This window comes from Caproiciproducens faecalis (genome assembly GCF_019448085.1).
GTDB classification, from domain to species: Bacteria; Bacillota; Clostridia; order Oscillospirales; family Acutalibacteraceae; genus Caproiciproducens; species Caproiciproducens faecalis.
Genome location: NZ_JAGFNZ010000001.1, coordinates 881,605 through 902,231, shown reverse-complemented (window position 1 = coordinate 902,231; position 20,627 = coordinate 881,605). Strand labels below are relative to the sequence as shown.

The 20,627-nt window shown below is 44.2% G+C and carries 21 protein-coding genes and 1 riboswitch; of the genes, 15 read left to right on the top strand and 6 right to left on the bottom strand.

What is annotated here, in order from left to right; genetic code table 11:
* Positions 1–41: 41 nt before the first annotated feature.
* Complete coding sequence (locus tag J5W02_RS04255) at positions 42–860, bottom strand: Cof-type HAD-IIB family hydrolase (RefSeq protein ID WP_219964380.1); 819 nt, start codon at positions 858–860, stop codon at positions 42–44.
* A gap of 180 nt (positions 861–1,040) precedes the next feature.
* Positions 1,041–1,931 (bottom strand): AraC family transcriptional regulator, encoded by an 891-nt coding sequence (locus J5W02_RS04250; RefSeq protein ID WP_219964379.1) that lies wholly within the window; start codon positions 1,929–1,931, stop codon positions 1,041–1,043.
* Positions 1,932–2,281: 350 nt separating this feature from the next.
* Here J5W02_RS04250 and J5W02_RS04245 point away from each other — a divergent pair, with 350 nt between their 5' ends.
* The gene (locus J5W02_RS04245) at positions 2,282–2,821 is read left to right on the top strand and encodes a hypothetical protein (RefSeq protein WP_219964378.1); all 540 of its coding nucleotides are present in this window, start codon (positions 2,282–2,284) and stop codon (positions 2,819–2,821) included.
* Positions 2,822–2,931: 110 nt separating this feature from the next.
* On the opposite strand, the gene J5W02_RS04240 is transcribed toward J5W02_RS04245, so the two are convergent.
* The gene (locus J5W02_RS04240) at positions 2,932–3,321 is read right to left on the bottom strand and encodes a rhodanese-like domain-containing protein (protein WP_255575537.1); all 390 of its coding nucleotides are present in this window, start codon (positions 3,319–3,321) and stop codon (positions 2,932–2,934) included.
* A gap of 163 nt (positions 3,322–3,484) precedes the next feature.
* Between J5W02_RS04240 and J5W02_RS04235 the strand changes: the two genes are divergently transcribed.
* From J5W02_RS04235 to J5W02_RS04225, 3 genes are read left to right on the top strand one after another with little or no spacing between them, the layout of a single operon-like run.
* Positions 3,485–4,993, top strand: coding sequence for a spore germination protein (locus J5W02_RS04235; RefSeq protein ID WP_219964377.1), 1,509 nt, complete (start codon positions 3,485–3,487; stop codon positions 4,991–4,993).
* A 24-nt stretch (positions 4,994–5,017) separates the two neighbouring features.
* Positions 5,018–6,235 carry a Ger(x)C family spore germination protein gene (locus J5W02_RS04230; protein ID WP_219964376.1) on the top strand — a complete coding sequence of 406 codons (1,218 nt, stop codon included), beginning with the start codon at positions 5,018–5,020 and terminating at the stop codon, positions 6,233–6,235.
* A 9-nt stretch (positions 6,236–6,244) separates the two neighbouring features.
* On the top strand, positions 6,245–7,354 hold the full coding sequence (locus tag J5W02_RS04225) for a GerAB/ArcD/ProY family transporter (protein WP_219964375.1): 1,110 nt from the start codon (positions 6,245–6,247) through the stop codon (positions 7,352–7,354).
* 237 nt (positions 7,355–7,591) lie between these two features.
* Here J5W02_RS04225 and J5W02_RS04220 read toward each other — a convergent pair whose 3' ends face one another.
* Complete coding sequence (locus tag J5W02_RS04220; protein WP_219964374.1) at positions 7,592–7,918, bottom strand: hypothetical protein; 327 nt, start codon at positions 7,916–7,918, stop codon at positions 7,592–7,594.
* 383 nt (positions 7,919–8,301) lie between these two features.
* Positions 8,302–8,748: a MerR family transcriptional regulator gene (locus J5W02_RS04215; protein WP_219964373.1), complete on the bottom strand. Its 447-nt coding sequence runs from the start codon at positions 8,746–8,748 to the stop codon at positions 8,302–8,304.
* A 116-nt stretch (positions 8,749–8,864) separates the two neighbouring features.
* Between J5W02_RS04215 and J5W02_RS04210 the strand changes: the two genes are divergently transcribed.
* The 8 genes from J5W02_RS04210 to arsA all read left to right on the top strand — a co-directional run bounded on the left by J5W02_RS04210 (position 8,865) and on the right by arsA (position 16,978).
* Entirely contained in the window at positions 8,865–9,275 is a 411-nt protein-coding gene (locus J5W02_RS04210; RefSeq protein WP_219964372.1) for a cupin domain-containing protein, read from the top strand.
* 15 nt (positions 9,276–9,290) lie between these two features.
* A complete protein-coding gene (locus J5W02_RS04205; RefSeq protein ID WP_219964371.1) occupies positions 9,291–10,460 on the top strand; it encodes an iron-containing alcohol dehydrogenase in 1,170 nt (389 codons plus the stop codon).
* 5 nt (positions 10,461–10,465) lie between these two features.
* On the top strand, positions 10,466–10,786 hold the full coding sequence (locus J5W02_RS04200; protein ID WP_219964370.1) for a carboxymuconolactone decarboxylase family protein: 321 nt from the start codon (positions 10,466–10,468) through the stop codon (positions 10,784–10,786).
* Positions 10,787–10,788: 2 nt separating this feature from the next.
* Positions 10,789–11,328 (top strand): flavodoxin family protein, encoded by a 540-nt coding sequence (locus tag J5W02_RS04195; RefSeq protein ID WP_219964369.1) that lies wholly within the window; start codon positions 10,789–10,791, stop codon positions 11,326–11,328.
* Between the two features lie 168 nt (positions 11,329–11,496).
* Positions 11,497–11,590: riboswitch (NiCo riboswitch) on the top strand.
* A gap of 111 nt (positions 11,591–11,701) precedes the next feature.
* Positions 11,702–14,230 (top strand): cation-translocating P-type ATPase, encoded by a 2,529-nt coding sequence (locus J5W02_RS04190; RefSeq protein ID WP_219964368.1) that lies wholly within the window; start codon positions 11,702–11,704, stop codon positions 14,228–14,230.
* Positions 14,231–14,406: 176 nt separating this feature from the next.
* A complete protein-coding gene (locus J5W02_RS04185) occupies positions 14,407–14,733 on the top strand; it encodes an ArsR/SmtB family transcription factor (protein ID WP_219964367.1) in 327 nt (108 codons plus the stop codon).
* Positions 14,734–14,812: 79 nt separating this feature from the next.
* Complete coding sequence (gene arsD / locus J5W02_RS04180; RefSeq protein ID WP_219964366.1) at positions 14,813–15,187, top strand: arsenite efflux transporter metallochaperone ArsD; 375 nt, start codon at positions 14,813–14,815, stop codon at positions 15,185–15,187.
* A 12-nt stretch (positions 15,188–15,199) separates the two neighbouring features.
* Complete coding sequence (arsA, locus tag J5W02_RS04175) at positions 15,200–16,978, top strand: arsenical pump-driving ATPase (RefSeq protein ID WP_219964365.1); 1,779 nt, start codon at positions 15,200–15,202, stop codon at positions 16,976–16,978.
* Positions 16,979–17,335: 357 nt separating this feature from the next.
* On the opposite strand, the gene J5W02_RS04170 is transcribed toward arsA, so the two are convergent.
* Positions 17,336–17,764 (bottom strand): DUF2680 domain-containing protein, encoded by a 429-nt coding sequence (locus J5W02_RS04170; protein WP_219964364.1) that lies wholly within the window; start codon positions 17,762–17,764, stop codon positions 17,336–17,338.
* A 199-nt stretch (positions 17,765–17,963) separates the two neighbouring features.
* On the opposite strand from J5W02_RS04170, the gene J5W02_RS04165 reads away from it, so the two are divergent.
* The 3 genes from J5W02_RS04165 (at position 17,964) to J5W02_RS04155 (ending at position 20,476) form a co-directional block, all read left to right on the top strand.
* A complete protein-coding gene (locus J5W02_RS04165; RefSeq protein ID WP_219964363.1) occupies positions 17,964–18,647 on the top strand; it encodes a response regulator transcription factor in 684 nt (227 codons plus the stop codon).
* Positions 18,648–20,078 (top strand): sensor histidine kinase, encoded by a 1,431-nt coding sequence (locus J5W02_RS04160; protein ID WP_219964362.1) that lies wholly within the window; start codon positions 18,648–18,650, stop codon positions 20,076–20,078.
* A 236-nt stretch (positions 20,079–20,314) separates the two neighbouring features.
* Positions 20,315–20,476: a DUF6132 family protein gene (locus J5W02_RS04155; protein ID WP_219964361.1), complete on the top strand. Its 162-nt coding sequence runs from the start codon at positions 20,315–20,317 to the stop codon at positions 20,474–20,476.
* Positions 20,477–20,627: the final 151 nt, after the last annotated feature.

Sequence of the window (20,627 nt, the reverse complement as noted above, 5' to 3'; positions counted from 1 at the left end):
ACCAAAAACAGCGGACACTTTCAAAAAAGTGTCCGCTGTTTTTAATAGGGAATGGATAAATATTTGCTGGCGCCCCACGCAACACCGCGGTCGCACTCTTCCTTTGGCACCACCGCAAAGCGGCCGGGCATCTTCGGAACTTCACAGCCGCGGGGAATAAATACAGAGGTGCCGGCAAACCGCAGCATCGGCAGATCGGTTTCCCCATCCCCCATCGCCAGAACCTCCTCCGGCTGAAGCCCAAGTTTCTCCGCAACAAACGCAAGCGCGGCGCCCTTGTTGGCTTTTGGCGGATTGATTTCCCCCACATAAGTGTAGGAACGGCCCGTAGCCAGATGAGAAATTTCCTCAGGCCAGGTTTCAAACACCCTGTCTATGGACTGTTCATTCCCCATATACATTACTTTATTGACCTGCTCCAGCGGCAGCTCCCGCAAAGAAGCAACTTCTGTTCTTTTATACAGCTGAAAAGAATCCATCCGGTCGGAAATCCAATCTTTGTCCATGGAATCCGGAATCCAAAGCCAAACGATATCCGGCTGAAAAGCCATGACAGAGATTCCCCCGAGCTGTTCTCCGTGTTGATAAGCGGCCCTCAACTCATCGGCAGAGAAGCAATTTTCCGCCCAAACTTCCTCTCCCAACATAATCACAGAACCGTTCACGAGAATGTGCGGCCCGTGAATGCCCAGCTCCGAACAAATGGCTTCCACCCCCTGAAGCGGCCGTCCTGTGGCCAAAACCACCTTGATTCCCTTGGCGGTTGCCGCTCTTACAGCGTTGGCGTTTTCCGGACTGATATTCCCCTCTCCATCGGTCAGAGTACCGTCCACATCCAGCGCCATGAGTTTGACGGACATATCTTCAACCCTCTTTCTCCTTTTAATGCCCTTTTCAATATGAGCTTTTGCTCATATTCATCTATAAATGTATTATAAAGAAGGATTTGGTAAAAATCAACCCATGCTAGGTTTTTTCGATCAATACCGGTTGAGGAGCTGAATTTGAATCACAGGCAGCCACTTACGGAGTGGAATGCTTTAGGGTTTCTTTACAATTGGAATATAGATGTCGCATACTTTTCCGGACTCGGACATACAGCGGTCATCGTACCGCTCAAAATCCGCACAGGTCGGTGCATATTCGTACCCGGACTTCGGAAACCATTCATTGAAAATATACTGCCATACTCCCTGAATCGCAGATACAAACGTCGCAGCGTCACAGGGAGGAGTCGAGAAGACGGCATAGGTTGCACACGGCAGTTCGCAGATGTAATAATTCTGCGGAATGACCGCTCCTTCTTTCGGCTCCACGCCGATTACATACTGAAACTCACCGGTTTCCGGGTTTTCCGGAAAGCAAGCACCGTATTCATCGTGCTGTTTCACAAAATTTTCAGAGTGAAGCTTTTCCATTCTTCCGTCACTCATATAGTCGTTCCAGAAAGCGGGGATTGCTTTGCTGTTTTCTCCTCCGACAGAAGTCGTTTTCAGGGCAAAACCCGCGAGTTTTATAGCGGGCAGGGTTACAAATTTCGGTTCCAAAAGAATTCCTCCAATCAAATATTTTTTCATTCTGGGAAGGCTGGGAGGCACCGGACGGCCGCAGTACGCGTGCCGGCGGTAAACTTCCGGGGAATATCCGAAATAGCGGCGAAAGGCCTTGCTGAAGCCCGAGTGGGTTTCAAAGCCGTATTTCAGAGCAATGTCGAGGATTCGCTGACCGGAATGGAGTTCGCAGGCGGCAAACGCCAGACGGCGGTTCCGTACATAGCCCATAACAGAATATCCGGTGCTCCACTGGAAGACCCGGCAGAAGTGCCATATGGAAAAACCAGCTCTGGCCGCCAGCTGTTCCGCGCTAAGCGTATCCGTGATATGTTCGTCAACATATTCCAGAATGTCCTGTAAGATTTCCGTGGTATCCATCAGCATCTCCTCCAACCGTACGGTAAATTCAGTATACCATAGCATCAAAAAGATGCTGTTCCAAAATTGCGGAATTTAAAAGAATGTATGGCGCAGTGAAATTCTACTTTAGCCGGGTATGTGACGCCTATTATAATGAGGATGAAGGATTATGTGCCGAATGTGTCGCCGCCAGGAAGTTTATATGGCAAAGGCGCGGGCGGAAGCCATGCGCCATAACATTGATAAAATTATTACATAGTTAAGATAAAAGGTAAGACGGGTTGATAAAAATTTGGCCGTGAACTAAAATAGAAAAGATAAGTATCGGCAGTTAGATATAGAAAACAAGTGATGGAAAGTGAGAAATAATGGAAGAGAAAAATAGTGAAGTGATTGCAATTAACAAAAAGCAACTGCAGGAAAGTGATTTTTGCGAGTGGCTGGTAGCAACCGTCGTAAAACGAGCGAGGATTGCGTTTCTTACAATGATTGCATGCGTATCATTGATTATCCTAATTAGCTTGATTGCCTCATTGTATGGCGCTCATGTCATTGACGGAAAAATGATTCTGTTACTTATCATCTGCGTATTAATTGCCGTTCTTTGTCGGTTTGTCCTTCCGAAGTGGCTGGGAAAGATTCGATATCGGCAGCACCTTACAATAACCAAGGGGATAGACGATCGCCGAATTGTTTTTTATCAGGATCATCTGGCGTTTATCGTAGACAAAACCGTCACAAATCAATTCTCTTATTCTGATATCCAGAGAACAATTTTGACCAAGAATCTTTATATTCTTCAATTTCCAAACAGAGTAAGCTGCATGCTGCGCCGTGACGGGTTTATTGAAGGCAGTCTTGAGATCGTTCAGAAACAGATTACAGGCTTCACACAGGGAAATGAATAATTCTCTTTCAAATGTTCGCTCCAGCAACGGCAATAATATGCAAAAAAGCCGCTCGGATTCGAGCGGCTTTTTTGCATATTATTTTAAGTATCTGAAAATCAACACTTTCGTCATCGTCCTGTCTCAGTCTCATATTTCCATGACTGAATCCCGCCCATATTGCTTACGTTGGTATAGCCCATTCCGGCAAGCTCACTGCAGGCTGAAGCGGCACGCATGCCACTAAGGCAATACACGATGATTTCGGCGTCTTTATCTCTTACCATTTTTGCAATTTGGGAAGGCAATTGATTTAGGGGTAATGATTTACTTTTGGGTATATGAACTTCCCGATATTCTTCCGGTGTTCTAACGTCAAGCAGGACAATATTCTGATCTTGTGACAACCGCTCTTTTGCCTCGCGCTGAGAAATATTTGTATAACCCTTTTTACCAAATAACGATTCAAACATTTTTATCACCTTTTTATCCTTGATTTTTAAATTCTCTGCTCTTTTCATTTCGTGTTTAGTATACCCCAGATTCAATAACGCTTCCGTAACTACATCACACAGTTGGATGCGGGCTCATTCCTCTTCAAAATGTATGATGTATATGTTGGTAAAATTGGTAATTATAATATTAGTGATTAATGAAAACAAAATCGAGATGAAATCTATGCAAATGCCATCTGAAAACAGGACTGAAGAGAATCGTCTTTTGAATCATAATTTAGGTGAAAACATACGGCTCATAAAAACCGACTTGGACGGATGTTCCGATATTGTCTTCAGGGAATTTAAGATTGGCGGTACCTATGATGGAGTCATTATTTTCTCAAGAATCCTAGTCGATACCAAATTAATTGATGAGTTCGTACTGAAGCCCCTATATCAGATCGGAAAAATCCCGGACGAATGGGATTCTAAAAAAATAAAAGAAGTATTAATCAATCAAGTTATCATAGCCGCACAAATTGATTCGGGTAATAAACTAAATGAAATTACAGAACGAGTCTTTTCCGGAGAAACAGTCCTAATGGTAAGCGGCCTCCTTGATGCGATTTATATCAACATGCAAAAGCTGGAGAAAAGAAGCATTCAAGAACCTTTGACCGACCCTGCTATCCGGGGACCCAGAGATGGATTTACGGAAGATATCTCAACCAATATGTCGCTGATTAGGAGGCGGCTGAAAACTCCCAAGTTAAAATTCGAAGAATTGAACGTGGGTAAAATATCAAAGACAAAAACCGTAATAACTTACCTTAAAGGGATTGCGGATGATACGATTATTGCCGAGGTGCGTAATCGTATCACTAAAATAGATGTTGACGCAATACTGGAAAGCGGAAATATAGAGGAGTTCATCGAAGACTCTCCGTCATCGTTATTTCCCCAGATTTTAAATACGGAGCGTCCCGACAAACTTGTCAGCTGCCTTTTGGAAGGTCAAATAGGAATTTTGGTTGACAACACTCCCTTCGCGCTGATCGCCCCGCAGACACTGGTACAAATGCTGCAGGCCCCGGATGATTATTATGAACGGCATATCGGAGCGTCCTTTATCAGGATCATTCGATATTTGTATTACGGCGTTGCATTAACACTGCCCTCGCTCTATATCGCCTTTTCCACCTTTCACCAGGGTATGATTCCAACAAGACTGCTTTACAGCATGGCTGCGGCCAGAGAAAATGTTCCTTTCCCGGCGCTTATAGAAGCTTTCATTATGGAAATAACGTTTGAAGTATTACGGGAAGCGGGTATTCGTTTACCCAAAGCAGTGGGACAGTCCGTTAGTATTGTTGGAGCATTAGTAATTGGGCAGGCAGCCGTTCAGGCTGGAATCGTATCTGCGCCAATGGTAATTATTGTTTCTTTAACAGGAATTGCTTCCTTTATTTTCCCAAAGTACAATTTAGCCCTATCGATTCGTTTACTGCGTTTCCTCATGATGATCTTAGCCGGCACATTGGGGTTATTTGGGATATTTATTGGCATTATGGTCATAATGATTCACATGGTTAGCCTTCGCTCATTTGGTATTCCCTATCTTGCACCTTTAGCGCCGTTAACGCTTTCCAGTTTAAAAGACGTATTTATCCGCGCACCCAAATGGGCTATGAAAAATCGGCCCGAATTCATTGTAAAGAAAAATGTTAAGCGAGTAGATAATTCTAAGAATATGTAAGAACCCAGAGGGAGAATGCATGCTATGAAAGGAGTGAAAAAAGGGGTTTGCTGGTTGCTCATCTGTTCTTTAAGCCTGTGTCTTACCGGGTGCTGGGACAGCACCGAAATTAATGGAATCGCCATTGTATCTGCGGTAGCTTTGGACAAATCGGATGATGGGCAAATTCTTATGAGTATGCTAATTACAAACCCGGGGAAAATATCAAGCACCGTTTCCGGTTCAGAGCAAAAGTCAAGTACCGGACAAGCTACCATCCTCCTTTCTGAAAAGGGAACGGGTGTATTGGACATCTATCAGAAAATTCAGGCAAAACTGCCGAAAGTAATCTATTTATCACATCTGCGAGTGATCGTGATTGGCCAAGATTTGGCAAAAGAAGGAGTATCCGGTATTTTAGACTTTTTTACAAGGTACAGGGAATCGCATCTGCGGACTGAGGTTGTTATTACAAAGGATAAAGCAGTTGATCTGTTTAAAATAAATACGGAGTACGAAAAACTCCCGTCGGAAAGCATACGAAAAAAGACGCAGCTGGTTCTTGGCTCAAAAAGCACTTTGCTGAAATTTTTCAACAATATAACAGAAGAGGGGATTGAAGCTCAGGTGCCTGAGTTCGAAACCGGGCCCTTTGAATCCGACAGTGACAGCAAAGATAATGAAAAACAAAATCCAGCTGTTGTTTTTAAAGGAACGGCCGTCTTTAAAAACGATAAACTGCTGGGTTTTTTGGATGACCAGAAATTAAAGGGCGTTGTAAATTTTAACGGAAGCACAAAACTGGGCTGTATTACAATTCCGATTCCGAAAGAAAAAGGAGGCGGATTTGTATCCTTAAGAATACCGGAGTCGAGTACAAATATATCACCAATGATACAGAACGATAAATTAGAGGCAGATGTAACCATTAAAATTGAGGGCAGAATCTTTGAAAATGAATCAAAGCTGGATTTAAGTGATTCAAAAGTAATCAGCTATATCGAAAGTTTATTTAAAGATACATTAAACCAGAATATAAAGCCATTGCTAAACACGGTTCAAAAAGATTTTAACTCGGATATTTATGGGTTTGGAGCAGCTTTTCACAGAAAATATCCGGAGAAATGGAATGCGGAGCTAAAAACACACTGGGACGAAACATTTCGTAATCTTCCTATCAATTTAAACTATGGTGTGACCATTTCCTATGTAGGTTTTTTAACGAAATCTCTGGGTATTGAGGAAAAAGCACTTATTAAGTAAGGAGTTCTTATGGAAAGAATTTCGTCCTATCAGTTATTCTCTATGACAGTGTTATTTCAGGTTGGTACGACGATTATATTCGGATTTTCTTCCTCTGCGGGAAGAGACGCCTGGATCTCTTGCCTAATATCGACAGGGATTGGAGTTCTGACTGTTTCACTATATCTTTTTTTAATGAAATCGCAGCCTGGTTTAACTCTTGTAGAATGGTTTCCCGCTCAGTTTGGCAGGTGGATCGGAACCCCAATTGCATGGATGTATCCTTTATTGTTCATTTATGACGCCGGTCGTGCCATGGGCGATATAAAAGATTTAATTTCGGTAACTATTTTACCGCTGACCCCACATTTTGTTATCATGATAGCTCTTCTTGCAGTCATTGCTTATGCTTTATACGGCGGTATAGAGAATTTAGCCAGGATCGGCGGGATCTGGATGCCGATTATGCTTTTTTTATATCTGATCGTTGTCGTTCTAATTGCAGTATCTGGAATCATTGATTTTAGAAACATACAGCCTTTCGTGGATAAGGGCTGGGGAAATGTTATGAAAGCTGTCTGGCCGCTGGGGATAACACAGACCTTTGGGGAAAGCATTGAGTTCGCTATGATTTGGCCGCTTGTAAAAGAAGAAAAAAAAATTGTGAAGTACACTTTAGTCGCTACCATGACCTCAGGTTTACTGATATGTTCAATCGATATTTTTGCTATTCTGGTTTTATCGGAAAAGTATTTTTCCAACAGTCTCTACCCTATTTATACCCTTGTTCAGCAAATAGAGGTCTCTGATTTCATCGAAAATCTTGACTCTATCAGCGTTATCTTGTTTTTGACTACTGCATTTTTTAAAACAGGTCTTCACATATTTTCTGCAGTATATGGAATGCAAAAATTATTAAAAACAAAAAGTTATAAAACATTTATCCTTCCAGTTACAGCCGCAGTTGCATTTCTAGCGTTAACAATGGCAAGAAGCGTTCTGGAACACTTTGAAGCAGGACTAAAGATACTTCCTTATAATTTATGGGTACCGTTGTTTTATATTTTACCCGCCTTACTATTTATCGTAGTTGCTATAAAAAGATTAAAACAAGTCAAACAAAAGAATGCTCATTCTTAATGAGTGTATAAAGAAGAGGTCAAATATGGAGAAATATATTTTCCCCTGGGATTCACAGGTCATGATTAATTATCCTTTGGCAATGCCCATGTTTATGATAATAATGAGTATTATATTAGCTGTAATAAGTTGGATTAATAATATGGAATAAATCCATAAGCGGTTCCTTGGTCCGACAAAGCCCTAATCAAAAATATTTTATCAACAGGGTAATTTCGAATAAAATTTAACATTGGACTAAATTTCTATATTAAAAATCATGATACAAAGCCCCAATACCGCAACATAAAAGGTTGCAAAATAATATTGCCAGGATAATTTTTTCTTATATAAATATAAAAGCACAGCACTTACGATCAACGCTCCAATGGCAGCTATGAAAAACTTAGCCTGCTGATAGAAAAGCAATCCAACCATTACAAGAACAATCATGAGAGGCATTGTTAAATAGGTTGCCTTAACGAGATCGTTCAGTTTAGATTTGAAAACAAACAATGAAATTATAAAAATAAATATCAAATAGAATACTCTGCTCAATAGAGGCGGAGCTGCATCCTGAGGCATTCCGATGATTCTCTGTAAAGCATTGATGATAAACGCGGCAAGCAAAAATGCTATATTAAAGAGAATAAACCCTCCAAGTATAATAACAAATGCCGACAGTATATTTTTATGTCATTTTTTAAGTTTAAATTGCATTTTAATCACTCCCCTTACAATCCTGACTCAATGATAGTATGTGCGGGTTACAGATCCTTATCAACTTTAGGCCATTGTTTGCGCTTATTTTCAGAAAAGCCCTATAAACTTTATACTCCTGTTGCATCATCTACTAAAGACAGAAATAAAAAAAGGACGACCGATTGATCATCCTTTTAATGATATTTTGGGCGTAAAAATTGCTTGATAAAGCTTCCCGTAACTATAGAAGAAACAGTTTCATTGGTTCATTTTTTGCGAAGCCTTGCCCTGACTGCACGAAGCTCTTTTGGCAACTCATCGTTGCTCATATTGTCTGGAACATTCGTAGTTCCCGCCCTTTTAGCGGTCTCATAATACCAGCATTTAAAGTTGACCGTATCAAGAGTCACCTGCAATTGAGCCATCTGTTTTTCGACTTCCTCTTTTCGCTTCATGAATAATTCCAGACGGGCTTCAATTGTCTCGTCGCCTTTCATAACCAGAGAGATAAATTCACGAATATCCTTTAACTGCATCCCCGTTGCTTTTAGGCAGCTGATAATTTTCAGAAACTCATAATCGGCATCCTTAAACATTCGCATCCCGCCTTCGGAGCGCTCTACGAAAGGAAGCAAGCCTTCTTTATCATAATATCTTAGTGTAGATGTTGCTACGTTCAACTGTTTTGCCATTTCTCCGATCGTATACAGCATTGCGTTCCCTCCAGAAAATTTTTAAAAAGGCCTTGACTTAAAGTTGGATTTAACTTGTAGAATAAACTTAAAGACATTATACAGGCTTTTACAGCTTACGTCAACAAGGAGGAAAAATGGAAGAAAAAGAATGGAAAGTGTTTCCCATCGGCAATAAAAATGATGGTTTTGCACAGTATTTTGTCGGGCAGAGTTATTTGAATATGCTTTCTATGGATCAGGTGATGATTGGGAACGTGACCTTTGAGCCTGGATGCAGGAACAACTGGCATATTCATCACGCGGAAAAAGGAGGCGGACAAATTCTGCTTGTCACCGCAGGCCGGGGTTATTATCAGGCATGGGGAGAAACGCCGAGAGAACTGCATCCGGGTGATGTGGTCAACATTCCGGCAAATGTCAAGCATTGGCACGGTGCGGCACCGAACAGTTGGTTTGCCCATCTGGCTGTTGAAGTTCCCGCGGAAAACGGGAAAACAGAGTGGTGCGAACCAGTGGATGCAGACGAATATAACAAACTCAAATAAATTGGAGGAAAAACAATGTTAGGAAATTTCAGTTATTCAAACCCTACAAAGCTTTACTTCGGAGAAAATTCTCTGGACAACCTACGCACCGAGCTTTCCGGGTACGGCAAAAATATTCTGCTGGTTTACGGCGGAGGCTCCATCAAGAAAAATGGCATCTACGATAAGGTTGTCGAAATTCTGAAAGCGTGCGGGAAAGAAATTTTTGAGGACGCGGGAGTTATGCCCAATCCTACCGTCGAAAAGCTGTATGAAGGCTGCCGGAGGGCAAAAGACGGCAATGTGGATTTGATTCTTGCTGTCGGCGGCGGTTCCGTATGTGACTATGCAAAAGCTGTTTCCGTTTCGGCTTATTGCGAGGAAGACCCATGGGAAAAGTATTACCTGCGTATGGAAGATGTGGATAATAAAATCATCCCTGTCGGCTGTATCCTGACGATGGTGGGTACCGGCTCTGAAATGAACGGCGGCTCGGTTATTACCAATCATGCCGCAAAGCTCAAAATCGGCCATGTATTCGGCGACAATGTGTTCCCGAAGTTTTCCATCCTCAATCCTGTTTTCACTTATACCCTGCCAAAGTACCAGATGGCTGCAGGCTTCTTTGACATTATGTCGCACATTCTGGAACAGTATTTTTCCGGCACAGACGACAATACCTCAGACTATATCATGGAAGGTCTGCTCAAATCCCTGATTCACAGTTCTAAGATTGCCGTCAATGATCCGACAAACTATGAGGCAAGAAGCAACATCATGTGGATTGCAACCTGGGCGCTCAACACGCTGGTAGCAAAGGGCAAATCTACCGACTGGATGGTGCATATGATTGGTCAATCCGTCGGGGCTTTTACCGATGCCACACACGGTATGACACTGTCCGCAATCTCCATTCCGTATTATGAGTTCATTATGCCTTACGGTCTGCAAAAGTTCAAGCGCTACGCAATAAACGTCTGGAATGTATCGCCCGAAGGCAAAACCGACGAAGAAATCGCCGGTGAAGGTCTTACCCGTATGGAAGCCTATATGAAAGAAATCGGGCTGGTGATGAGCATGAAAGAACTTGGCGTTACAGAAGATATGCTGGACGGAATCGCAAAGGGCTCCTTTATTTTGGAAGGCGGTTACAAGGTTCTGACTCATGGTGAAATTGTAAGCATTCTAAAAGAAAGCATGAGGTGATTGCATTGGATAAGGTAACAGCGGGCAGAGATCAGCTCGGTGATTTCGCTCCCAAATTTGCAGAGCTGAATGACGATATTTTATTCGGCGAGGTCTGGTCAAGAGAAGAGCAGTTATCTGCCAGAGACCGGAGCATTATAACGGTTACGGCGTTAATGGCCGGCGGCGTTCTTGACAGTTCCCTTAAGTTTCACATTCAAAACGCAAAGAATCATGGCGTCACAAAAGAAGAAATGGCTGAAGTTCTGACTCATGCAGCCTTTTATGCAGGATGGCCGAAAGCCTGGGCAGCGTTCCGCTTTGCAAAAGAAATATATGAGGTATAAAAATGAAAAAAGTATTGATTATTTCCACAAGCCTCCGGAAGAACAGCAATTCCGAATATCTTGCCAAGGAGTTTGAAAAAGGTGCTGAAGATGCCGGGAACGAAGTCGAATTTATCAGCCTTTCCGGTAAGAATATAGGCTTTTGCCACGGCTGCCTTGTCTGCCAAAAAACACAGAAATGTGTAATCAAAGACGATGCCATTGAAATTGCAGACAAGGTCAAAAATGCACACATCCTTGTATTCGCAACTCCGATTTATTACTATGAAATGTGCGGTCAGATGAAAACCTTGCTGGATCGTTGCAATCCTCTTTTTCCGTCCGATTATACGTTTCGTGATGTTTATCTGCTCGCAACTGCAGCGGACGGCAATGACAGTGCGATGGATGGCGCAGTACAGGGCTTGCAGGGGTGGATTGACTGCTTTGAGAAAGCCAAACTTGCGGGAGTTGTTCGCGGGGTTGGCATCAATGGTGCAGGATCAGCAAGTCAGCAAACCAAGCTTTTAAAAGAGATCTACATACTGGGAAAGAGCGTTTGATATGAGAGAGCTGTTTTTCAGCTCTCTCTCATGCGAAAACGTCCCTATGCATTTTGAGCGGAGAGCGGCCAAATTGGAAATTGATAATTTGCAGTTTAAAATTACACCTTGACAAACCATCCTTCATATACTATCATAGTAGAAATCTCTTTGCACTGCATATAAACTACAGTACAAACTGAGCAGGCGATGAACCAATAGGTTTGTGGGGCTGGGCCGGAGACGGCAACGGATTGATTTGTATCACATCTGTGGGACAGTTGTATGTTCCATGGGTGTGTTTTTTATACCCTTTTGGGATATAAACTGAATTTATAGCGTGCCATAGAGCTATCTTTATGAAACGCCGCAGGGCGGTACGGAGGTAACTGTTATGACAAACCCTAAGAAAGCTTTTCTCACACAGGGTCTGACCACGGAACAGGCTCTGAAATTACAGGAGCAATTCGGCAGAAATGAGCTGACACCTCAAAAAAAGCAAAGTTTTATCCGCAAAGTGCTGCACACCATCAGTGAACCCATGTTTCTTCTTCTGCTGGTCGCCGCTGCCATCTATTTCTTTTTAGGTGAACCGCGCGACGGCGCGATTATGCTGATCTTTGTTGTCGGCGTCATCAGCATTGACATCGTTCAGGAGTGGAAAACCGATCAGACGCTGAACGCGCTGAAGGATTTGTCCGCTCCTCATGTGCAGGTCATCCGCGACGGCAGGCTGCAAACAATAGAAAGTGCCAATCTGGTACCGGGCGATCTTATGATGATAGCCGAAGGCGTAAAAATCCCCGCCGACGGAGTAATTCTCGATGCAAACGATCTTTGTGTTGACGAATCATCGCTCACCGGTGAAGCCGAGGGCGTCTGGAAAGTGACGGTTGGAAAATCGGAGCCCAGTTCGGATTACTGGCGCAAAGACGCCTGTTATGCGGGCACCCTTGTAACACAGGGCAGCGCCGCCGTTCAGGTCGATAAAATCGGAGCCGCCACGGAATACGGAAAAATCGGGGCCAATGTTGCCTCGGCCCCGGAAAGTCCTACGCCGCTGCAAAAACAGACCGGCAGCCTTGTGAAAACATGTTCCATCATTGCCGTTGTGCTTTTCGCACTGGTCTGCATCTTCACATACTTTGACCTGCCCGATCACACATTCAGCGCGCGTATTATCGAAAGCATCCTGTCCGGGATTACACTCGCCATGGCGATGATTCCGGAAGAGTTTCCCGTTATTCTTACGGTTTTCCTTTCCATGGGAGCGTGGCGGCTCGCAAAGCGGCAGTCCCTTGTCAGAAAACTGCCGTCCGTGGAAACGCTCGGCGCCGTATCTGTTTTATGTGTCGACAAGACTGGAACGATCACCATGAATCAGATGTCGGTTCAGGATGTCTGGGCACCGGCCGGCGATACGGATACCTTGATTGAAACCATGGGGTTAGCCTGTGAAACGAATGCCTACGACCCTATGGAAAAAGCCATGATCGCCTACTGCGAAGAGAAGGGTGTCGGCACAGACCATCTATTCGGCGGAACCCTCATCACCGAATATGCATTTACCAACGAATTGAAAATGATGGGGCATGTCTGGCGGCACGACGGGGAAATCCTGATTGCCGCGAAAGGCTCTCCAGAAAGAATTCTGACGATCTGTACCCTTTCGGACGAAGAGCGAAAGCAGGCTGAAAACAAAATTCTGGAGCTATCCTCTCAGGGCCTCCGCGTCATTGCGGTAGGAATCGGGAAGCCTGCCGGTGAAGATACAATTCCGGCAGCGATTACCGACTGTAAACTTACCTTATGCGGTCTGGTGGGTCTTGCCGACCCGCCGAGGGAATCGGTGAAAGAAGATATCAGCAGGTGCACGAAAGCCGGTATCCGTGTAGTCATGATTACCGGCGATAACGGTATTACCGCGAGTTCCATCGCAAAGCAAATCGGTATGCCGAACTCCGACCGCATCATTACCGGGGATGAGCTGAACGGCATGAGCGACGAAGAGCTTTGCAGACGTGTCCGTGATGTCAGCATCTTTTCACGCGTGATTCCCGAGCATAAAATGCGCATCGTAAGAGCATTCAAAGAAAACGGGGAAATCGTGGCCATGACAGGCGACGGCGTAAACGACGCTCCGGCGCTGAAATACGCGGATATCGGTATCGCAATGGGCAAACGCGGTTCCGAAGTGTCACGGGAAGCTGCCGACCTAATTTTGATGGACGACAATTTTTCCACGATTGTGGATACGATTCGAGACGGCAGAAGAATTTACGATAATATTCGGAAAGCGGTTGGCTATGTGTTCACCATTCACATCCCGATCGCTTTTTCCGCTCTCCTGGCTCCGTTTCTCGGCATCAGCCCGGCCTGCCTGTTTCTGCTGCCGCTCCATGTGGTTTTGCTGGAACTCATCATCGACCCGACCTGCTCCATTGTTCTGGAGCGTCAGCCGGCCGAGCGGAACATTATGGAGCGGAAACCGCGCGACCCCAATGAAAAGATCCTGACGCGCGGCATTCTTTTGAAAAGTGTCATGCAGGGCTTTGTCATATTCGCTACGTCGTTTGGAACCTATTTTACCTTCTTACAGCAAAATTCAGAAAATGCTTCTCTTGCAAGAACCATGGGTCTTTCCATCCTCATGATCGCCAACTTGTTCCTTGTTCTGGTGAACAGCTCGAACCGCGATTTTATATTTCAGTCCATTCATCGTCTGGCAAAGGATAAAGTCATGTGGGCAATCCTATTTGGCACGATAGCCGGATTGCTTCTTATCCTGTATTCGCCGCTAAACAGTATTTTGAAGCTGGCACCGCTTACCATCGGCCAGTTCTTTCTGGTCATAGGCATTTCCGCCGTTTCTGTCCTGTGGTATGAAGCTGTGAAAGGAATCCGCTCTATCAGACGGACATGAGTGGCCGAAATCTGTCTTTGCCTGTCTATACAAATGGCTGAAGCTTGAATCAGAGAGCTGCAAGCTCATAAGTTAAAGAAACTATTTGCCTATTGACAAATAGTTTCTTTGCCCTTATCATATAGATGATATTGAATATGATTAGTGGATGTCTATGTTAAGAATAGAGGTTTTATATGGAAAATAGTTATGCGGATTATTCTTTACTCTTTAAGGCACTGTCGGATGAAACCCGGCTGAAAATTATCGATATGCTTTCCTGTGGAGAGCTGTGCGCCTGCGATATTCTCAAATCCTTTCCAATCACCCAGCCAACTCTGTCCTATCACATGAAAATTCTGACCGAATGCGGACTGATTAATGCCGTTCGCGAAGGTGCCTGGATGCGCTATACGATCAATCAGGAAACTGCGGATAATATTTTACAATATTGGAAACATATTATAAGTTCTAAAGACGATTGCATTTGCCACGCTCATCCGGAAAGTCAAGACTGCGAATAACCTTTTCAGTCTTTTTTCATATTATAGATATTGAAAAATATCTATGTCATAGAAAATTATTAATAAGGAGCTGTTTGTTATGAGTAAAATGGAAATTTACGATCCTGCCATGTGCTGTTCAACTGGGGTGTGCGGACCTTCCGTTAATCCGGAACTGATTCGGGTTGCAGCCGTAATAGAAAACCTGAAGAAAGCCGGAATCGAAGTAAAACGTCACAATCTTTCTTCCGCACCGCAGGATTTCGTAAACAATACTGTGGTCAATCAGGAATTAAACAGCAAGGGAGCGAGTGTTCTCCCGATTGCGGTTGTTGACGGCAAAATCGTAAAGAAATCCGGTTACCCGACCAATGCGGAGTTTGCGAATTGGCTTGGAGTTCCGATCGAGAAGATTCAAACGATTCCGGTTAAGGTAAAAGTCCGCAAATGCAACTGTGGCCCGAACGGCTGCTGAAAGGGTAAAACCATGAAAATAGAGCAATATAACCCATCAAAAACTGCGTCGACAAAGTATCTGTTCTTTACCGGCAAGGGCGGCGTCGGAAAAACTTCAATTGCCTGCGCGACTGCCGTCTTTCTTGCGGATTCTGGGAAAAAAGTGCTGCTCGTAAGCACCGACCCCGCTTCCAATCTTCAGGATGTATTCGGATTGGAGCTGAACAACAAGGGTTCAGAAATAAAAGAGGTTCCGGGACTGGTTGTCGCCAACCTTGACCCGTTAGCCGCCGCGGCGGAATACCGCGAGTCGGTGATTGGCCCGTACCGCGGAAAGCTGCCGGACTCCGTGATTCAAAGTATGGAAGAACAGCTTTCGGGTTCCTGTACGGTGGAAATTGCCGCATTCAATGAATTCTCGGAATTTCTGACCGATGATGAAAAGGCTGAAAACTTCGATCACATTATCTTTGATACCGCACCCACGGGGCACACCCTTCGGATGCTCCAGCTTCCCTCCGCGTGGAGCGGGTTTATCAGTGAAAGCAAACACGGTGCGTCCTGCCTTGGGCAGTTGTCCGGTTTAGACAGCAAGAAATCAGTGTATAAAAAGGCGGTTGAAACGCTTGCAGACGGCGGGCTTACTACCCTCGTACTTGTTACCAGACCGGAAACCGCACCGATTCTGGAAGCGCAAAGAGCTTCCGATGAGCTTGGAGCGTTGGGTATCAATCATCAGACGCTTGTCATCAACGGAATACTGGAATCTCATGATACGAATGACAAAGTGGAAACCGCTTTGTTTGAGAAACAGCAGACTGCGTTGAAGAGCATCCCGGACAGTCTTTTGAAACGTTCCATTACCATGGTGCCGCTGCGGGCCTACAATATCACCGGCATTGAAAATGTAAGGCATATGCTGTCCTATTCCGGCAGCGGAGCTGCCGGAACCGTATCCAATCTTCCCAATGGCTATCAGCTTTCGGACATTGTTGATGAGATCTATGAATCAGGCAAAAAAGTTGTATTTACGATGGGAAAAGGCGGTGTAGGAAAGACCACAGTCGCCGCTGCCATTGCTCTCGGCCTAAGCCAGAAGGGGGAAAAAGTGCGGCTTGCTACCACTGATCCAGCCGACCACCTGAACCTTGTTGTGGGGCAGGAAAGCGGAATCTCCGTCAGCCATATCGACGAACAGGATGAACTGAAAAAATATCAGGAAGAAGTACTCACAAAAGCACGTCAGACCATGTCCGAAGAAGACCTTGAATATGTGAAGGAAGACCTTCGCTCTCCATGCACACAGGAAATTGCCGTATTTCGCGCATTTGCCGATATTGTCGCGAAAAGCAAGGACGAAACGGTCATATTGGATACCGCCCCTACAGGACATACGATTCTTTTACTGGAATCCACCCAGAGCTATAATCAGCAGATTGAGAACTCCGGCGGCGATGTTTCAACCGCCGAAAAAGAGCTGCTCCCAAGGCTGAAAAACCCGAATGATACGGAAGTCGTCCTTGTGACGCTTGCGGAAGCCACCCCGTTCTATGAGGCTCAGCGTCTGTCAGATGATTTGAAGCGCGCGGGGCTTACCGTAAAATGGTGGGTAATCAACGCAAGCTATTCCATGACTGACACGAAAAGTGAATTCTTGAGAGCGAAAGCGGCAAATGAATTCCAATGGATCCAAAAAGTCAGTGAAATATCAGAAGGCCAGTATGCGGTAATCCCATGGAAACCTTTTGAAGTGAAAGACGAAAAGCTGTTGGAGTTGCTCTGCGAAGAGGATGAATCCAGCAAAAAATGAGAAGGGAAGATTGGGAATTGGAAGGCCCTACAGGAAAATCTGAAGAGGATTTTTCTAACACGGCGAACATCATAAAGGGAAAAATAGCTGAACTATCAAAGTTCATCTTTGAGGATTAATAAAATATATAAAAACAGCAATATTTCCTTATTGTGGAAATATTGCTGTTTTTTATCATGCTTAGTAAACGAAACTTTACTACAATTGAACGATTCCTTATAAAAGTTTCATCTAGCTGGGTGAAAGTTTCAAATCACACATTTTTTATGAAGTGCCCATGAAACGCAAACATCCCGCAGAGTCACATTTCTGTCAACCCTGCGGGATGTTAGTCCAAGATATTCAAGATTTTTTATATCATGAGTTTATGCAGTTGCCCTGTCCCCTGCCATTGCCGCGGCCAAACCCTACGCCCATTCCGCAGCCTGCTCCTCCGTTTCCCGTACCGTCACAGGTGGCCTGGCGTTCTTCCATTGCTTTGATAATTTCGTCCGCTCTTGCCTGTGTCATAGTACCGTCCGCAACTCTTTTTGCCAGAATATCCTTCTTAATTTGAAGATTTTCTGATTTGAATTCTTCCAATTTTCCGGCTTCCTTTGCAATCGTACCGTAAGTTTTTCCTGTTTCAGACCTTTCTGTCACAACGCTCTCTACTGTTTTTCCGGTTAGTCCCGCAACTGCCTCGGCTGGAGAGCTGTACTTAGAAGCAGCAAACGCGCTGATTGAGGTTGCACTGACAACAAGTACCATTGCACCGATAGCTGCGATTTTCTTTAACTTTGTCATTAAAAATGACCTCCTGTTGTTTTGTATTTAGCAACTCGTTGTTGCTATGGTTATAGAATACCGGAAAGGTGTGGCAAAATTGTGTTTTCTGTTTTTTAAGTGTGTGACAAATATCTTACAAAAAACATACTTTTGTCACAGCTTCTTTTTATCATATGATATAATAGAATTAACTTACTAAAGAGATTGAGGTGACGATATGCCGACCATATTAATCGCGGATGATAACCGGCAGATTACATCCATTTTGGAGGAATACGCAAAAAAAGAAGGCTTTACGCCAAAAATCGCACTGGATGGAAGCGAGGCGATTGAACTGTTCCAAAAGGTTCAGCCGGATATTGTCCTTCTGGACGTAATGATGCCGAAAACGGATGGATTTGAAGTGTGCCGCGAAATCCGCAAGACATCAAATGTACCGGTTATCATGATTACTGCAAGAGGCGAAGACTTTGAAAAGATCATGGGTCTGGACATCGGTGCCGACGATTATATTGTAAAGCCGTTTTCTCCCGGGGAGGTTATGGCCAGAATCCGTGCAATCATGCGAAGAATTTCCCGCACAGACGATTCAAAACGGCAGGTTTGCTCTTTCGATAATCTGTATATCAATCTTGACGATTATTCCGTTACGGTCAGCGGGCAAAACGTGTCGCTCACAAAAAAGGAAGTTGAGCTGTTATGGACGCTTGCAACAAATAAGAACAAGGTGTTTTCCAGGGACAACCTTCTAAGCAGTCTCTGGGGTTATGACTATTTCGGCGACAGCAGAACCGTAGACTCCCATATCAAACGACTCCGTGCAAAATTGGATGAATTTGACCATAACAGCTGGGAAATTAAAACCATTTGGGGTGTTGGTTACAAATTTGAGGGCAAATAAATGAGAAACAAAATTACATGGAAACTCACCTTTTATTTTTCAGTGGTACTTTTGCTCTTTTCTGTAATCATCGGCAGCGTGTTCATGGTGCTTTTTAAAAACCATACCATGCAGCTGCAGAAAGCGGAACTGCAGAAGCGCGCGGAAACGATGGCGGGTACGATTTCCGGTTTTGCAGACGGCTCCGGTTCCGGAAATGGGATGATGGGAAGCGGAAAAATGGGATACGGCGCTTATCTCCGTTTTCTGAACGATATCGCCATGACCGATGTATGGATCGTAAATCAAAATCTGGATTTAATTACAGGCGGCCCGATGGCGCAATATCAGTACTCCGACCTGCCGCAGGATGCAGACAAAGTAGTAAAAGAAGTCTTTCAAAATAAAACAACATTCAGTGAGGGATTCAGCGGACTTCTAAGCAAGCCTACTTTAACAGTGGGAACGCCGATTCTGTCCGACGGAAAAGTGGTTGGCGCACTTTTGCTTCATTCACCGGTGGAAGGAATCAATGAAGCAAATTTTCAGGGCTTCCTGATTTTGATTATCAGCATCATAGCCGCATTCCTTCTAACTCTTGTGCTGTCCGGTATCCTTGCGGCAAAATTTACAAAGCCGCTGAAGAAGATGAAGAATTCCGCCACGCTGCTGGCGGCAGGCAATTATACTGCTAAAACCGGCGTACGGCAACGCGATGAAATCGGCGAGCTTGCTGCCGCAATTGATATTCTCAGCGAACGGCTTGATCTGGCTGGCAGAGAAAGTGAAAAGCTGAACCAGCTCAGGCGTGACTTTGTCGCCAATATTTCACATGAATTAAGGACTCCCGTCACGGTTATCCGCGGTTCTTTGGAGGCTCTTTGTGATGAAGTGGTAACCGACCCGGAGCAAGTAAAAAGCTATCACCGCCAAATGTTGAATGAAAGTATGTTTCTGCAAAGACTGGTCAACGATCTATTGGATTTATCACGGCTGCAGAATACCGATTTCAAAATTGAAATACAGCAAATCAGTCTTTGTGATGTTCTCAATGATGCAATACGCAGTGCACAACATATGGCACAAGGGAAAAATATTGAAATTCAGCAAAAACAAGAAACGCCCCTGTGTTCCGTAATGGGAGACTATGGGCGGCTGCGGCAGATGTTTCTGATTATTTTGGACAATGCAGTTAAATTTTCACCCCAAGGCGGTGTAGTCACCGTATCATTAATAGATAAGACGGTCTCCATCCGTGACAATGGGATTGGGATTGCGCAGGAAGATTTGCCGTATATTTTCGACCGATTCTACAAAGTAAAATCAGAGGAAAACAAAATCGGCACAGGGTTGGGACTGGCCATTGCAAAGCAAATTGCCGACAGGCACAATATTCACATTTCTATTAGAAGCGAAATCAATCAGGGGACGGAGTTTAGATTTGAATTCTAAAACGCAAGGGGTTTTGTTCTGTTTTATTGTGACCTAATCACCGAACAAAAAGATATATTGCGCTATAATCAGGTCATATACAAACAGGTAATCATATGGAGGATAAATAAAATGAAATCTCTGGTTGTTGAAACGGCTCGTTGTCCACAAAATCATCTTTGCCCTTCGGTCAGATTCTGCCCCGTGGGTGCCTTGTCACAGAAAGGTGTTAACGCTCCTGATATCGAGATACGAGTATGACTATTAAAATTATTGGGACTATCATAGGCGGGCTGTTAGGTCTGCTCTATTACAAAAAAGTTGGATGCCCCACAGGCACCTGTCCAATCACCTCAAACCGCTACGGTTCTATGCTATACGGGGCTGTTATGGGATTTTTGATTACCTCGTTCTTCTAATTTGATAGGAAAAGAAGGGATATTCAGCCGTTGATTTCGATATGAACGGAGCTTTTTATGCAGTAAAGGCAAACAAAAGCTAATATATTATTAACGCCCGCAGGGTTGACCTATCAATCCTGCGGGCGAATTTTTATATTTTTCATCTGCG

What these genes read in the sequence shown, in the direction of transcription:
- J5W02_RS04230 (WP_219964376.1), top strand. Translation starts at nt 5,018, where the DNA reads ATGAAAGGAGTGAAAAAAGGGGTTTGCTGGTTGCTCATCTGTTCTTTA.
- arsD (WP_219964366.1), top strand. Translation starts at nt 14,813, where the DNA reads ATGAGTAAAATGGAAATTTACGATCCTGCCATGTGCTGTTCAACTGGG.
- J5W02_RS04250 (WP_219964379.1), bottom strand. Translation starts at nt 1,931, where the DNA reads ATGGATACCACGGAAATCTTACAGGACATTCTGGAATATGTTGACGAA.
- J5W02_RS04160 (WP_219964362.1), top strand. Translation starts at nt 18,648, where the DNA reads ATGAGAAACAAAATTACATGGAAACTCACCTTTTATTTTTCAGTGGTA.
- J5W02_RS04165 (WP_219964363.1), top strand. Translation starts at nt 17,964, where the DNA reads ATGCCGACCATATTAATCGCGGATGATAACCGGCAGATTACATCCATT.
- J5W02_RS04220 (WP_219964374.1), bottom strand. Translation starts at nt 7,918, where the DNA reads ATGCCTCAGGATGCAGCTCCGCCTCTATTGAGCAGAGTATTCTATTTG.
- J5W02_RS04185 (WP_219964367.1), top strand. Translation starts at nt 14,407, where the DNA reads ATGGAAAATAGTTATGCGGATTATTCTTTACTCTTTAAGGCACTGTCG.
- J5W02_RS04155 (WP_219964361.1), top strand. Translation starts at nt 20,315, where the DNA reads ATGACTATTAAAATTATTGGGACTATCATAGGCGGGCTGTTAGGTCTG.
- J5W02_RS04190 (WP_219964368.1), top strand. Translation starts at nt 11,702, where the DNA reads ATGACAAACCCTAAGAAAGCTTTTCTCACACAGGGTCTGACCACGGAA.
- J5W02_RS04245 (WP_219964378.1), top strand. Translation starts at nt 2,282, where the DNA reads ATGGAAGAGAAAAATAGTGAAGTGATTGCAATTAACAAAAAGCAACTG.
- J5W02_RS04240 (WP_255575537.1), bottom strand. Translation starts at nt 3,321, where the DNA reads ATGAAAAGAGCAGAGAATTTAAAAATCAAGGATAAAAAGGTGATAAAA.
- arsA (WP_219964365.1), top strand. Translation starts at nt 15,200, where the DNA reads ATGAAAATAGAGCAATATAACCCATCAAAAACTGCGTCGACAAAGTAT.
- J5W02_RS04255 (WP_219964380.1), bottom strand. Translation starts at nt 860, where the DNA reads ATGTCCGTCAAACTCATGGCGCTGGATGTGGACGGTACTCTGACCGAT.
- J5W02_RS04215 (WP_219964373.1), bottom strand. Translation starts at nt 8,748, where the DNA reads ATGCTGTATACGATCGGAGAAATGGCAAAACAGTTGAACGTAGCAACA.
- J5W02_RS04205 (WP_219964371.1), top strand. Translation starts at nt 9,291, where the DNA reads ATGTTAGGAAATTTCAGTTATTCAAACCCTACAAAGCTTTACTTCGGA.
- J5W02_RS04195 (WP_219964369.1), top strand. Translation starts at nt 10,789, where the DNA reads ATGAAAAAAGTATTGATTATTTCCACAAGCCTCCGGAAGAACAGCAAT.
- J5W02_RS04235 (WP_219964377.1), top strand. Translation starts at nt 3,485, where the DNA reads ATGCCATCTGAAAACAGGACTGAAGAGAATCGTCTTTTGAATCATAAT.
- J5W02_RS04225 (WP_219964375.1), top strand. Translation starts at nt 6,245, where the DNA reads ATGGAAAGAATTTCGTCCTATCAGTTATTCTCTATGACAGTGTTATTT.
- J5W02_RS04210 (WP_219964372.1), top strand. Translation starts at nt 8,865, where the DNA reads ATGGAAGAAAAAGAATGGAAAGTGTTTCCCATCGGCAATAAAAATGAT.
- J5W02_RS04170 (WP_219964364.1), bottom strand. Translation starts at nt 17,764, where the DNA reads ATGACAAAGTTAAAGAAAATCGCAGCTATCGGTGCAATGGTACTTGTT.